The organism is Pseudomonas atacamensis (assembly GCF_017167965.1).
Taxonomy (GTDB): domain Bacteria; phylum Pseudomonadota; class Gammaproteobacteria; order Pseudomonadales; family Pseudomonadaceae; genus Aquipseudomonas; species Aquipseudomonas atacamensis.
On record NZ_CP070503.1, the window covers coordinates 804768 to 818406 of the forward strand.

The 13639-nt window shown below is 56.3% G+C and carries 19 protein-coding genes; 18 read left to right on the forward strand and 1 reads right to left on the reverse strand.

The genetic code is table 11. From position 1 onward, the window contains the following. Positions 1-11 precede the first annotated feature (11 nt). The 18 genes from rplX to bfr all read left to right on the forward strand — a co-directional run bounded on the left by rplX (position 12) and on the right by bfr (position 10620). A complete protein-coding gene (gene rplX / locus JWU58_RS03705; protein WP_003186046.1) occupies positions 12-326 on the forward strand; it encodes a 50S ribosomal protein L24 in 315 nt (104 codons plus the stop codon). A 20-nt stretch (positions 327-346) separates the two neighbouring features. Then, positions 347-886: a 50S ribosomal protein L5 gene (gene rplE / locus JWU58_RS03710; protein ID WP_003210069.1), complete on the forward strand. Its 540-nt coding sequence runs from the start codon at positions 347-349 to the stop codon at positions 884-886. A gap of 13 nt (positions 887-899) precedes the next feature. After that, positions 900-1205 (forward strand): 30S ribosomal protein S14, encoded by a 306-nt coding sequence (gene rpsN / locus JWU58_RS03715; protein WP_003186042.1) that lies wholly within the window; start codon positions 900-902, stop codon positions 1203-1205. Positions 1206-1413: 208 nt separating this feature from the next. Next, on the forward strand, positions 1414-1806 hold the full coding sequence (gene rpsH / locus JWU58_RS03720; protein ID WP_016772944.1) for a 30S ribosomal protein S8: 393 nt from the start codon (positions 1414-1416) through the stop codon (positions 1804-1806). A gap of 12 nt (positions 1807-1818) precedes the next feature. Then, entirely contained in the window at positions 1819-2352 is a 534-nt protein-coding gene (gene rplF / locus JWU58_RS03725) for a 50S ribosomal protein L6 (RefSeq protein WP_003228722.1), read from the forward strand. 10 nt (positions 2353-2362) lie between these two features. Then, positions 2363-2713, forward strand: a complete 351-nt coding sequence (gene rplR / locus JWU58_RS03730; protein WP_003186037.1) for a 50S ribosomal protein L18 — start codon at positions 2363-2365, stop codon at positions 2711-2713. Positions 2714-2716: 3 nt separating this feature from the next. Continuing rightward, entirely contained in the window at positions 2717-3217 is a 501-nt protein-coding gene (rpsE, locus tag JWU58_RS03735; protein WP_007955637.1) for a 30S ribosomal protein S5, read from the forward strand. Between the two features lie 2 nt (positions 3218-3219). Further along, on the forward strand, positions 3220-3396 hold the full coding sequence (gene rpmD, locus JWU58_RS03740; RefSeq protein ID WP_003176408.1) for a 50S ribosomal protein L30: 177 nt from the start codon (positions 3220-3222) through the stop codon (positions 3394-3396). A gap of 3 nt (positions 3397-3399) precedes the next feature. Next, positions 3400-3837: a 50S ribosomal protein L15 gene (rplO, locus tag JWU58_RS03745; protein ID WP_011336169.1), complete on the forward strand. Its 438-nt coding sequence runs from the start codon at positions 3400-3402 to the stop codon at positions 3835-3837. Further along, complete coding sequence (secY, locus tag JWU58_RS03750) at positions 3838-5166, forward strand: preprotein translocase subunit SecY (protein ID WP_016772945.1); 1329 nt, start codon at positions 3838-3840, stop codon at positions 5164-5166. A gap of 27 nt (positions 5167-5193) precedes the next feature. Beyond that, positions 5194-5310, forward strand: coding sequence for a 50S ribosomal protein L36 (gene rpmJ / locus JWU58_RS03755; protein ID WP_002555468.1), 117 nt, complete (start codon positions 5194-5196; stop codon positions 5308-5310). Positions 5311-5440: 130 nt separating this feature from the next. Further along, on the forward strand, positions 5441-5797 hold the full coding sequence (gene rpsM / locus JWU58_RS03760; RefSeq protein ID WP_003186020.1) for a 30S ribosomal protein S13: 357 nt from the start codon (positions 5441-5443) through the stop codon (positions 5795-5797). Between the two features lie 30 nt (positions 5798-5827). Continuing rightward, positions 5828-6217 (forward strand): 30S ribosomal protein S11, encoded by a 390-nt coding sequence (gene rpsK / locus JWU58_RS03765; RefSeq protein ID WP_002555466.1) that lies wholly within the window; start codon positions 5828-5830, stop codon positions 6215-6217. 18 nt (positions 6218-6235) lie between these two features. Then, positions 6236-6856: a 30S ribosomal protein S4 gene (gene rpsD, locus JWU58_RS03770; RefSeq protein ID WP_003176404.1), complete on the forward strand. Its 621-nt coding sequence runs from the start codon at positions 6236-6238 to the stop codon at positions 6854-6856. Between the two features lie 22 nt (positions 6857-6878). Beyond that, positions 6879-7880, forward strand: coding sequence for a DNA-directed RNA polymerase subunit alpha (locus tag JWU58_RS03775; RefSeq protein ID WP_016772946.1), 1002 nt, complete (start codon positions 6879-6881; stop codon positions 7878-7880). A gap of 42 nt (positions 7881-7922) precedes the next feature. Then, the gene (gene rplQ / locus JWU58_RS03780; RefSeq protein ID WP_003176402.1) at positions 7923-8309 is read left to right on the forward strand and encodes a 50S ribosomal protein L17; all 387 of its coding nucleotides are present in this window, start codon (positions 7923-7925) and stop codon (positions 8307-8309) included. A gap of 239 nt (positions 8310-8548) precedes the next feature. Next, the gene (locus JWU58_RS03785) at positions 8549-9985 is read left to right on the forward strand and encodes a catalase (protein ID WP_024014520.1); all 1437 of its coding nucleotides are present in this window, start codon (positions 8549-8551) and stop codon (positions 9983-9985) included. Between the two features lie 167 nt (positions 9986-10152). Then, positions 10153-10620 carry a bacterioferritin gene (gene bfr, locus JWU58_RS03790; protein WP_016772947.1) on the forward strand — a complete coding sequence of 156 codons (468 nt, stop codon included), beginning with the start codon at positions 10153-10155 and terminating at the stop codon, positions 10618-10620. Positions 10621-10684: 64 nt separating this feature from the next. Here the strand turns inward: bfr and uvrA are convergent, their stop codons facing one another. Further along, a complete protein-coding gene (gene uvrA / locus JWU58_RS03795) occupies positions 10685-13519 on the reverse strand; it encodes an excinuclease ABC subunit UvrA (RefSeq protein ID WP_016772948.1) in 2835 nt (944 codons plus the stop codon). Positions 13520-13639 lie beyond the last annotated feature (120 nt).

The window sequence follows — 13639 nt, forward strand, 5'->3', positions numbered from 1 at the left end:
GGAGATCCGACATGCAAAAGATTCGTCGTGACGACGAGATCATCGTGATCGCCGGCAAAGACAAAGGTAAGCGCGGTAAGGTGCTGAAGGTTCTCGCTGACAACCGTCTGGTTGTTGGTGGTCTGAACCTGGTCAAGCGTCATACCAAGCCTAACCCGATGTCGGGCGTACAGGGCGGTATCGTCGAGAAAGAAGCGCCACTGCACGCTTCCAACGTCGCCATCTTCAACGGCGAAACCAACAAGGCTGACCGCGTTGGTTTCAAAGTAGAAGACGGTAAGAAAATTCGTGTCTTCAAGTCGACCCAAAAAGCGGTTGATGCTTGAACACTGCTAGGTAGAAGACCATGGCACGACTAAAAGAGATTTACCGGAAGGAAATCGCTCCGAAACTTAAGGAAGAACTTAAGCTTTCGAACGTGATGGAAGTTCCGCGCGTTACCAAAATCACCCTGAACATGGGTCTGGGCGAAGCGATCGGCGACAAAAAAGTCATCGAGCACGCTGTTGCTGACCTGGAAAAGATCACCGGCCAGAAAGTCGTTGTGACCTACGCTCGTAAATCCATCGCTGGCTTCAAAGTCCGCGAAGGATGGCCGATCGGCGTCAAAGTGACCCTGCGCCGTGAGCGTATGTACGAGTTCCTGGATCGTCTGCTGTCGATCTCCCTGCCTCGGGTTCGCGACTTCCGCGGCCTGAATGCCAAGTCCTTCGATGGTCGTGGCAACTACAGCATGGGCGTGAAAGAGCAGATCATCTTCCCGGAAATCGACTACGACAAGATCGATGCTCTCCGCGGTCTGGACATTACCCTGACCACCACTGCCAAGAACGATGATGAAGGCCGCGCTCTGCTGCGTGCTTTCAAATTCCCGTTCCGCAACTGATTGGAGTAGGAAAATGGCCAAGAAGAGCATGAAGAACCGTGAGCTGAAGCGTCAGCTCACCGTTGCCAAGTACGCCACCAAGCGTGCAGCGCTGAAAGCTATCATCGTCGATCTGAACGCAAGTCCAGAAGCGCGTTGGGAAGCTACCGTAGCTCTGCAGAAGCAACCACGTGACGCAAGCGCTTCGCGCATGCGTAACCGTTGCCGCCTGACTGGTCGTCCGCACGGCGTGTACCGCAAGTTCGGCCTCGGCCGTAACATGCTGCGTCAAGCTGCAATGCGTGGTGACGTGCCAGGTCTGGTTAAAGCCAGCTGGTAACAGTTATCAAAGTCTCGATGTTCGGGTTCGCAAGAACCTGACCATCGGTGGCCTTGAATCTGAATCAAGCCCCTTTTGGGGCTTGATTCATTTCTGGGGTGTGTCTAGAATGACCGGCTCGCCTGAGCCCGTGTTTTTCTGCCCGGAAGTTCTCGGCGACAAGTAGTAGCCGCAAGGCTAATTTTTTTGTATTAGGAGCGTCTAGCCCATGAGTATGCAGGACCCGTTAGCGGACATGCTAACTCGAATCCGTAATGCCCAGATGGCTGAAAAGTCTGTCGTAAGCATGCCGTCTTCCACGTTGAAGGCAGCTGTAGCAAAAGTCCTGAAGGACGAAGGTTACATCGCGGATTTTCAGATCACCACCGACGCCAAGCCGTCGCTGTCCATCTCGCTGAAGTACTTCGAAGGCCGTCCGGTTATCGAAGAAGTGAAGCGCGTTAGTCGTCCAGGCCTGCGTCAGTACAAGTCCGTTGAAGATCTGCCGAAAGTTCGTGGCGGTCTTGGCGTGTCTATCGTCTCCACCAACAAAGGTGTGATGACGGATCGTGCTGCGCGCGCTGCCGGTGTCGGCGGCGAAGTTCTTTGCACTGTGTTCTAAGGGGGGATAAGCATGTCTCGCGTCGCTAAGAACCCCGTTAAGCTGCCAGCCGGTGTCGAAGTCAAATTCGCAGGCCAACAGCTTTCGGTGAAGGGTGCCAAGGGTACTCTTGAACTGAACATCCATTCGTCCGTTGAGATCGTTGAAGAAGCTGGTGAGCTGCGTTTCGCTGCTCGCAATGGCGATCAACAAACTCGCGCAATGGCCGGTACCACGCGTGCGTTGGTGAACAACATGGTCCAGGGCGTAAGCCAAGGCTTCGAGCGCAAGCTCCAGCTGGTCGGTGTTGGTTACAAAGCGCAAGCAAAAGGTCAGGTTCTGAACCTGGCTCTTGGCTTCTCGCACCCAGTGGATTACGAACTGCCGGAAGGCATCACCGCTGAGACTCCTAGCCAGACCGATATCCTGATCAAGGGCATCGACAAGCAGCTGGTAGGTCAAGTGGCCGCCGAGATCCGCGACTTCCGTCCACCAGAGCCGTACAAAGGCAAAGGTGTGCGCTACGCGGACGAAGTCGTCCGTCGTAAAGAAGCCAAGAAGAAGTAGGGCATAGCAAATGACCGACAAAAAAGTTACTCGACTGCGTCGCGCTCGCAAAGCACGCCTGAAAATGCACGAACTCGAAGTCGTGCGTCTCTGCGTGTTCCGCTCGTCGCAGCACATCTACGCCCAGGTCATCTCGGCCGACGGCAACAAAGTCCTGGCAAGTGCCTCGACTTTGGATAAAGAACTGCGTGATGGTGCCACTGGCAACATCGACGCGGCCACAAAGGTTGGCCAGCTGGTCGCTACGCGTGCTAAGGCCGCTGGCGTATCGCAAGTGGCTTTCGACCGCTCTGGCTTCAAGTACCACGGCCGCGTTAAAGCGCTGGCTGATGCTGCTCGTGAAGCTGGGCTGGAGTTCTAAGTTATGTCAAATAACGACCAAAAGCGCGACGAAGGCTACATCGAGAAGCTGGTTCAAGTTAACCGCGTAGCCAAAACCGTTAAAGGCGGCCGTATCTTCACTTTCACCGCGTTGACCGTGGTTGGTGATGGTAAAGGGCGTGTTGGCTTCGGCCGTGGCAAGTCGCGTGAAGTGCCTGCTGCGATCCAGAAGGCAATGGAAGCTGCTCGCCGCAACATGATTCAAGTTGACCTGAATGGCACCACTCTGCAGTACGCAATGAAGTCCGCTCACGGCGCTTCGAAGGTGTACATGCAGCCTGCTTCTGAAGGTACCGGTATCATCGCTGGCGGCGCTATGCGTGCTGTCCTCGAAGTTGCTGGCGTTCAGAACGTTCTGGCCAAGTGCTACGGCTCGACTAACCCGGTAAACGTGGTTCACGCCACTTTCAAGGGTCTGAAGGCTATGCAGTCTCCTGAGTCCATCGCTGCCAAGCGTGGCCTGCGTGTTGAGGAGATCAAGTAATCATGGCTACCGTTAAAGTTACGCTGATCAAAAGCATGACCGGCCGCATCCCTAACCACAAACTGTGCGTTAAGGGTCTGGGTCTGCGTCGCATCGGTCACACTGTAGAAGTCCAGGATACTCCCGAGAATCGCGGGATGATCAACAAGGCTTACTACATGCTGCGTGTCGAGGGTTAATCGATGAAACTCAATGATCTGAGTCCAGCGCCGGGTTCCCGTCGCGAAAAGCATCGTCCGGGCCGTGGTATCGGTAGTGGTTTGGGCAAGACTGGTGGCCGTGGTCACAAAGGTCAGACCTCCCGCTCCGGTGGCACCATCGCTCCAGGCTTTGAAGGCGGTCAACAGCCGCTGCATCGTCGCCTGCCTAAGTTCGGTTTCGTTTCCCTGAAAGCCATGGATCGCGCAGAAGTGCGTTTGTCCGAGCTGGCCAAAGTGGAAGGCGACATCGTTACTGTGCAGTCCCTGAAAGATGCCAACGTGATCAACGTCAACGTACAGCGTGTGAAAATCATGCTGTCCGGTGAAGTGGCTCGCGCTGTCACTATCGGCAAGGGAATCGGCGCCACCAAAGGTGCGCGTGCGGCTATCGAAGCAGCTGGCGGCAAGTTCGAGGAATAAATGGCTAAGCAAGGTGCTCTCTCTGCGCTCGGCAAAGGCGGTATGTCTGAACTCTGGGCTCGTCTGCGTTTTCTGTTCCTGGCGATTATCGTCTACCGAATAGGCGCACACATCCCGGTTCCAGGTATCAACCCGGACCGACTCGCAGACCTGTTTCGACAGAATGAGGGGACCATTCTTAGCTTGTTCAACATGTTCTCCGGCGGCGCGCTGGAACGGATGAGCATCTTTGCACTGGGGATCATGCCGTACATTTCGGCATCGATCATCATGCAACTGATGACCGCCGTCAGCCCGCAGCTGGAGCAGTTGAAGAAGGAAGGTGAAGCTGGCCGTCGCAAGATTAGCCAGTACACCCGCTACCTCACCGTCGCTCTCGCTCTGGTCCAGGCTATTGGCATGTCCATTGGTCTGGCCGGGCAGGGCGTCGCGTTCACTGGTGACTTTGGCTTCCATTTCGTCGCGGTAACCACATTTGTGGCTGGTGCGATGTTCATGATGTGGCTGGGTGAGCAGATTACTGAGCGTGGTGTTGGCAACGGTATCTCGATGTTGATTTTTTCGGGTATCGTCGCCGGTCTTCCGAGAGCAATCGGGCAGTCTTTCGAGTCTGCGCGTCAGGGTGATATCAACATCTTCGCACTGGTTGCCATCGGTTTGCTGGCAGTAGCGATTATCGGTTTCGTGGTGTTCATTGAGCGTGGTCAGCGTCGTATTGCTGTTCACTACGCCAAGCGTCAGCAGGGCCGCAAGGTTTTTGCTGCGCAGACAAGCCACTTGCCGCTGAAGGTGAACATGGCCGGTGTTATTCCGGCTATTTTCGCGAGCAGCATCTTGCTGTTTCCGGCTTCGTTGGGTGCCTGGTTCGGTCAGTCTGAAGGTATGGGCTGGTTGCAGGACATCTCGCAGTCGATCGCTCCTGGTCAGCCGTTGAATATTCTGCTGTTTAGTGCAGGGATTATTTTCTTCTGCTTCTTCTATACGGCGTTGATGTTCAATCCGAAAGACGTAGCGGAAAACCTGAAGAAGTCCGGTGCCTTTATTCCGGGCATCCGTCCAGGTGAGCAGTCTGCGCGCTATATTGATGGCGTTCTGACCCGCTTGACCCTGTTCGGTGCTCTTTACATGACGGCCGTGTGCCTGTTGCCCCAATTCCTGGTGGTTGCAGCAAACGTTCCGTTCTACCTTGGCGGGACCTCGTTGCTGATCGTGGTCGTGGTTGTGATGGACTTCATGTCCCAAGTACAATCGCACCTCGTTTCGCACCAGTACGAATCCCTGATGAAGAAAGCCAACCTGAAGGGTTACGGCAGCGGCATGTTGCGCTGAGTACCCATAAGGTTCGAGGAGTTGGTGATGAAAGTTCGTGCATCGGTGAAAAAGCTGTGCCGTAACTGCAAGATTATTCGCCGCGAAGGTGTTGTTCGAGTAATTTGCAGCGCGGAACCGCGTCACAAACAGCGCCAAGGCTGAGTGTGATTGTGCTTCAAGCCCGGTAGCTAGTGCGCTACCGGGTTGATTATTTGTTATTACAGCGATATTATCTCGCGCCCTATTTCTTGGCTTCCGGGGCGTAGGTAGCTGTCAATTGGAGTCCCACTGAATGGCCCGTATTGCAGGCGTTAACATTCCAGATAACAAGCATACTGTTATCTCGCTGACCTACATCTATGGTGTTGGTCGCACTACTGCACAGAAGATCTGTGCAGTGACTGGGGTAAACCCAGCAGCAAAGATCAAAGATCTGAGCGACGAGCAAATTGAACAGCTGCGTGGCGAAGTGGCGAAGTTCACCACTGAAGGTGACCTGCGTCGCGAAATCAACATGAAAATCAAGCGCTTGATGGACCTCGGTTGCTATCGCGGTCTGCGTCATCGTCGTGGTCTGCCAGTACGCGGTCAGCGTACCAAGACCAACGCGCGTACCCGTAAAGGTCCGCGTAAGCCGATCCGCAAGTAATCGCCCCAGCGAATCGACAGGAATTTAATCATGGCAAAACCTGCTGCTCGTCCTCGTAAAAAAGTTAAAAAGACAGTGGTTGATGGCATCGCCCACATCCATGCATCTTTTAACAACACCATCGTGACCATTACCGACCGTCAAGGTAACGCTCTTTCCTGGGCTACCTCCGGTGGTTCGGGTTTCCGCGGTTCCCGCAAGTCCACCCCGTTCGCTGCTCAAGTAGCTGCTGAGCGTGCTGGTCAAGCTGCGCTGGAATACGGCCTGAAAAACCTCGACGTAAACGTCAAGGGTCCAGGTCCAGGTCGTGAATCCGCAGTCCGCGCTTTGAACGGCTGTGGCTACAAGATCGCCAGCATCACCGACGTGACGCCAATCCCGCACAACGGGTGCCGTCCGCCGAAGAAGCGCCGCGTGTAATCCAGGAGATTGTAAAGAATGGCTCGTTACATTGGTCCAAAATGCAAACTCGCTCGTCGCGAAGGCACCGATCTCTTCCTGAAGAGCGGCGTGCGCGCGATCGAATCGAAGTGCAACATTGAAGCAGCACCTGGTATCCACGGCCAACGCCGCGGTCGCCAGTCCGACTACGGCACCCAACTGCGTGAAAAGCAGAAGGTCCGTCGTATCTACGGCGTTCTCGAGCGTCAGTTCAGCGGCTACTACAAAGAAGCTGCTGGCAAGAAAGGTGCAACCGGTGAAAACCTGCTGCAACTGCTCGAATGCCGTCTGGACAACGTTGTATACCGTATGGGCTTTGGTTCGACTCGTGCCGAATCCCGCCAGCTGGTATCGCACAAGTCGATCAGCGTAAACGGTCAGACCGTAAACGTTCCGTCGTATCAGGTTCGTGCTGGTGACGTGGTTGCAGTTCGCGAGAAAGCAAAAAACCAACTTCGCATTGTCCAAGCTCTCGATCTGTGTGCCCAACGTGGCCGCGTAGAATGGGTAGAAGTAGACACTGAGAAGAAGTCGGGCGTTTTCAAGAACGTTCCTGCTCGCAGTGATCTGTCCGCCGACATCAACGAAAGCCTGATTGTCGAGCTCTACTCCAAGTAAGGGCTAGAAAATAGGTGCATCCATGCAGATTTCGGTAAATGAGTTCCTGACACCCCGCCACATTGATGTGCAGGTTGTCAGTCCAACCCGCGCCAAGATCACTCTCGAGCCTCTCGAGCGTGGTTTTGGCCACACCCTGGGCAACGCGCTGCGCCGCATCCTGTTGTCCTCAATGCCCGGCTGCGCAGTAGTCGAGGCCGAGATTGACGGTGTGCTCCACGAGTACAGCGCCATCGAAGGTGTACAGGAAGACGTAATTGAAATCCTGTTGAACCTTAAAGGTCTGGCCATCAAGCTGCACGGTCGTGACGAAGTTACGCTGACCTTGTCGAAGAAGGGTTCGGGGGTGGTTACCGCTGCCGATATTCAGCTGGATCATGATGTCGAGATCGTTAATCCCGATCACGTAATCGCTAACCTGGCGTCTAACGGCGCCCTGAACATGAAGCTCACCGTAGCTCGTGGTCGTGGTTATGAACCAGCCGACTCGCGTCAGAGCGATGAAGACGAAAGCCGCAGCATCGGTCGCTTGCAGCTCGACTCTTCGTTCAGCCCGGTTCGCCGTATCGCTTACGTGGTGGAAAACGCCCGTGTCGAACAGCGTACCAACCTGGACAAGCTGGTTATTGATCTGGAAACCAACGGTACCCTGGATCCTGAAGAGGCTATCCGTCGCGCTGCAACCATCCTGCAACAGCAGCTGGCTGCGTTCGTCGACCTCAAAGGTGAAAGTGAGCCGCTGGTTGTCGAGCAGGAAGACGAGATCGATCCGATCCTGCTTCGCCCGGTTGACGATCTGGAACTGACTGTACGTTCGGCTAACTGCCTTAAGGCGGAAAACATCTACTACATCGGCGACCTGATTCAGCGTACCGAAGTAGAGCTGTTGAAGACTCCGAACCTGGGCAAGAAATCCTTGACTGAAATCAAGGACGTTCTGGCCTCCCGCGGTCTGTCCCTCGGCATGCGCCTCGACAACTGGCCGCCTGCAAGTCTTAAGAAGGACGACAAGGCGACTGCCTGATCGTCGTAATCACCGAACGTAGTGTTTGGTAAGGAATGAACCATGCGTCATCGTAAAAGTGGTCGTCACCTGAGCCGCACCAGCTCGCACCGCAAGGCCATGTTCCAAAACATGGCGGTGTCGCTGTTCGAGCACGAGCTGATCAAAACTACTCTGCCAAAAGCCAAAGAACTGCGCCGCGTTGCCGAGCCGCTGATCACTCTGGCCAAGACAGACAGCCTGGCTAACCGCCGTCTGGCTTTCGACCGTACTCGTTCGAAAGCTATCGTTGGTAAGCTCTTCAACGACCTGGGCAAGCGTTACGCTACCCGTGAGGGTGGCTACCTGCGCATCCTCAAGTGCGGTTTCCGCGCTGGCGACAACGCGCCTATGGCGTACGTCGAGTTGGTTGATCGTGCTACTGCTGGCGAAGCTGTATCCGCCGAGTAAGACGTCAGTCTGAAACAAAGAACCGGGCCTAGTGCCCGGTTTTTTGTGCCTGTAAGAAATGCGTCGTCCGTACAAGTTTCTGACATGGTTGAACTGCCACTATGTGCCGGGAAAACATAATTAGTAATTATCTATCGATGCCTGCAAGTTAATGAATTTGTAGCTGTAACGTCGATGATCAATACTTCCCGCCAAGCCCATTAGCCGGCAGTTCAAGACTGACAGAGGAAGAAGACCGCATGAGCCAGACCAAGACGCTTACAACCGCCAGTGGCGCGCCAGTCGCTGACAACCAGAATTCCCGTTCCGCCGGCCCACGCGGTCCGCTGCTTCTCGACGATTTCCATCTGATCGAAAAACTTGCGCACTTCAACCGTGAAAACATTCCAGAACGCCGTGTCCACGCTAAGGGCTCGGGCGCTTACGGTACGTTCACCGTCACCCGTGACATCACCGAATACACCAGCGCAAAGTTGTTCGAATCGGTAGGCAAACAAACGCCAACCTTTCTGCGCTTTTCCACCGTAGGTGGCGAGCGTGGTTCGGCCGACACTGAGCGCGATCCGCGCGGCTTCGCCTTGAAGTTCTACACCGAGGAAGGCAATTGGGACATCGTCGGCAACAACACGCCAGTGTTCTTCATCCGCGATCCGCTGAAATTTCCTGACTTTATCCACACGCAAAAGCGTCTGCCGCAAAGCAACCTGAAAAGCGCGCAGATGATGTGGGATTTCTGGTCGCATTCGCCTGAAGCGCTGCACCAGGTCACCATCCTGTTTTCTGATCGTGGCATCCCTGACGGCTACCGTCACATGCACGGCTTCGGTAGCCACACCTACAGCCTGATCAACGCCAAAGGAGAGCGTCACTGGGTGAAGTGGCACTACAAGACCCAGCAGGGCATCAAGAACCTGGCGCCAGCCGAGGCCGCCCGTTTGGCCGGTACCGACCCGGACTATGCGCAGCGTGACCTGTTCGAGGCCATCGAGCGCGGTGAATTCCCGAAATGGCGCGTGTGCATTCAGATCATGACCGAAGCGCAAGCGGCGGCTCATTACGAGAATCCGTTCGACGTGACCAAGACTTGGTCGCAGAAGGAGTTTCCGTTGATCGAAGTTGGTGAGCTGGAGTTGAATCGCAACCCGTTGAACTACTTCGCTGAAGTTGAACAGGCTGCGTTTGGCCCGAGCAACATGGTGCCAGGTGTCGGTCTGTCGCCAGACCGCATGCTGCAAGGCCGTGTATTCGCCTACGCTGACGCGCACCGTTACCGTGTGGGCACCAATCACCAGCAATTGCCGGTGAACGCTCCGCGCAGCCCGGTGAATACTTATCAGCGTGACGGCTCCATGGCTTTCGGCAGCAATGGTGGCGCGGCGCCGAACTATGAACCGAACAGCTACGTTGAGTCGCCGAAGCAAGCGCCACATTACGCTGAGCCAGCGCTGGCCTTGAGCGGTGCCGCCGATCGTTATGATCACCGCGAAGACACCGACTACTACAGCCATGCCGGTGCCTTGTTCCGCTTGATGAGCGACGAGCAGAAAGCATTGCTGGTCAGCAACATTGCCGGTGCGATGGCGGGTGTTTCCAGCGACGTCGTCGATCGCCAGTTGCAGCATTTCTACAAAGCCGATCCGGCGTATGGAGAAGCAATCGCAAAGCTGCTCAACTGACAGCTTAACGTAGTCTAAACGAGAAGCAGAACCGCCCTCATTTGGGCGGTTTTTGCGTTATTTGGCCCGCTTTTCTCAGAATATCTTCGCTTTTATTGCGCGAAGCGAGTGACCTTCCGGTCAGGTTGGTTCAAACTACAGACTTTCAGGAAGGGAGATGTAGGGCGATGCAAGGCCACCCAGATGTAATCGATTACCTCAATACGTTGCTGACCGGCGAGCTGGCCGCGCGTGACCAATATTTCGTTCATTCGCGGATGTATGAGGACTGGGGGTTCACCAAGCTCTACGAGCGCATCAACCACGAGATGGAAGAAGAAGCCGGCCATGCCGATGCATTGATGCGGCGGATTCTGATGCTCGAAGGCACGCCGCGCATGCGTCCGGATGATCTGGATGTCGGCACCACGGTGCCTACGATGCTCGAAGCTGATCTGCGCCTCGAATACAAAGTCCGCGCTGCGCTGTGCAAAGGCATCGAACTTTGCGAGCAACACAAGGACTATGTCAGCCGCGAAATTCTGCGGGTTCAGCTCAACGACACCGAAGAAGATCACACCTACTGGCTGGAAAAGCAGCTGGGCCTGATCAAGCTGATCGGTCTCGAGAACTACCTGCAGTCCCACGCGTCCTGATTGCACGGCTACAAAAAAGCCCCTGTCACTTCAACGGTGACAGGGGTTTTTTCATGCCTGGCAGTTAAGCCCGATCGCGGATCAGCAGCGGCTTGAGGTAATGGCCGGTGTGAGATTGCTTCATCTCGGCAACTTCCTCCGGCGTACCGGTGGCAATGATCTGCCCGCCCTTGGAACCGCCTTCAGGACCGAGGTCCACCAACCAGTCAGCGGTCTTGATCACATCGAGGTTATGCTCGATCACCACCACGGTGTTGCCGTGGTCGCGCAGACGATGGAGGACGTCGAGCAATTGCTGGATATCGGCGAAGTGCAGGCCGGTGGTTGGCTCATCGAGGATATACAGGGTTTTGCCCGTATCGCGCTTGGACAGTTCGCGCGACAACTTGACCCGCTGTGCTTCACCGCCGGACAGGGTCGTCGCCGACTGCCCGAGCTTGATGTAGGACAGGCCGACATCCATCAGCGTTTGCAGCTTGCGCGCCAGTGCCGGCACCGCATCGAAGAACTCCCGTGCTTCCTCGATGGTCATTTCGAGGGTTTCATGGATGCTCTTGCCCTTGTATTTGATCTCAAGGGTTTCGCGGTTGTAGCGCTTGCTCTTGCACACGTCGCAGGGCACGTAGATGTCCGGCAGGAAGTGCATTTCCACCTTGATCAGGCCATCGCCCTGGCACGCTTCGCAGCGACCGCCCTTGACGTTGAACGAGAAACGCCCCGGGCCGTAACCCCGGGAGCGCGACTCGGGCACGCCGGCAAACAGTTCGCGGATCGGTGTGAACAGCCCGGTGTAGGTCGCCGGGTTGGAGCGCGGCGTACGGCCGATCGGGCTCTGGTCGATATCGACGACTTTGTCGAGATGTTCCAGACCTTTGATGCTGTCATGCGCAGCCGCTTCCAGCGTGGTCGCGCCATTCAGTGCAGTGGCGCTGAGCGGGAACAGCGTGTTGTTGATCAGGGTCGATTTGCCCGAACCGGATACGCCAGTCACGCAAGTCAGCAGGCCGATCGGGATGTCCAGATCGACGTTGCGCAGGTTGTTGCCACGCGCACCTTTGAGCGACAGGTTGAGCTTCTTGTTGCGCGGCGTGCGTTTGGCCGGCACTTCGATCTTCACCCGGCCGGACAGGTATTTGCCAGTCAGCGAATCCGGGTGCGCCATGACTTCATCCGGCGTGCCCTCGGCAACGATCCGCCCGCCGTGTACACCTGCGCCCGGGCCGATATCGACGACATAGTCAGCCAGACGAATCGCGTCTTCATCATGCTCGACCACGATCACCGTGTTGCCGATATCGCGCAAATGCTTGAGCGTACCGAGCAGCCGATCGTTGTCGCGCTGATGCAGGCCAATGGATGGTTCATCGAGGATATACAGAACACCTACCAGGCCGGCGCCAATCTGGCTGGCCAGACGAATCCGCTGCGCCTCGCCACCGGAGAGCGTGTCCGCGCTGCGATCCAGCGACAGATAGTCGAGGCCGACGTTGACCAGAAATTGCAGACGCTCGCGGATTTCCTTGAGGATCTTGTCGGCGATCTCGCCACGCCGACCGGTCATCTTCAGCGCACCGAAATATTCGCAGGCATCGCCGATCGGCAGATTGGTCACTGCCGGCAGGGTTTTCTCCCCGACCCAGACGTGCCGGGCTTCACGGCGCAGACGCGTGCCACGGCAATCCGGGCAGGCCTGATGGCTGAGGAACTTGGCCAGCTCTTCGCGCACGCTCGCCGATTCGGTTTCGCGGTAACGACGCTCAAGATTCGGCACGATACCTTCGAACGGGTGCGAGCGTTTGACGATGTCGCCACGGTCGTTGAGGTATTTGAAGTCGACGTTCTGCGAGCCGCTACCGTGCAGGATGAACTTCTGCTGCTCGGCGCTCAGCTCGTTGAAGGGTTTATCCAGGCTGAACTTGTAGTGCGAGGCGAGTGAGCCGAGCATCTGGAAGTAATAAACGTTGCGCCTGTCCCAGCCGCGTATTGCACCTTCAGCCAGGGTCAGCTCGCCATTGACCAGACGCTTGATGTCGAAGAACTGTTTCACACCCAGGCCATCACAGGTCGGGCAGGCGCCGGCCGGGTTGTTGAAGGAAAACAGCTTGGGTTCCAGCTCGCTGATCGCATGGCCGCAAATCGGGCAGGCGAAGCGTGCGGAGAAGATCATTTCTTCGCCGGGCTCGTCGTCCATCGGCGCGACCAGGGCAATGCCGTCGGCAAGTTTCAGCGCGGTTTCGAAGGATTCGGCCAGACGTTGCTGCAGATCGGCGCGGACCTTGAAGCGGTCGACGATCACATCGATCGAATGCTTCTTCTGTTTATCCAGCTTCGGCAGCTCGTCGAGCTCGCAGATCCGCCCGTTGACCCGGGCGCGGACGAAACCTTGCGCACGCAATTCTTCGAAGACCGACAGGTGTTCGCCCTTGCGCTCGCGGATCACCGGCGCCAGCAGCATGAGTTTGCTGCCTTCCGGCTGCGCCAGCACCAGATCGACCATCTGGCTGACGGTCTGCGCTTCCAGTGGAATGTCGTGATCCGGGCAACGCGGCGTACCGACGCGGGCATAGAGCAAGCGCAGGTAGTCGTAGATTTCGGTGATGGTGCCGACCGTGGAGCGCGGGTTGTGCGAGGTCGACTTCTGTTCGATGGAGATCGCCGGCGACAGGCCTTCGATGGTGTCGACGTCGGGTTTCTCCATCATCGACAGGAACTGCCGGGCATAGGCCGACAGCGATTCGACATAGCGGCGCTGACCTTCGGCATACAGCGTGTCGAACGCCAGGGACGACTTGCCGGATCCGGACAGGCCGGTGATGACGATCAGTTTGTCCCGCGGCAGGGTCAGGTCGATGTTCTTCAGGTTGTGGGTACGGGCCCCACGTATCAGGATCTTGTCCAAAGTGGCCTCGCTTGGCGGGCGTCGAAAACGTAGGAGTATACGGGCAAATACTGGATGGATGCACACTATCCAACGAAGGGCGTTTTGCCGTTCATGAAGAGAGTTTCATCTATACGCGTC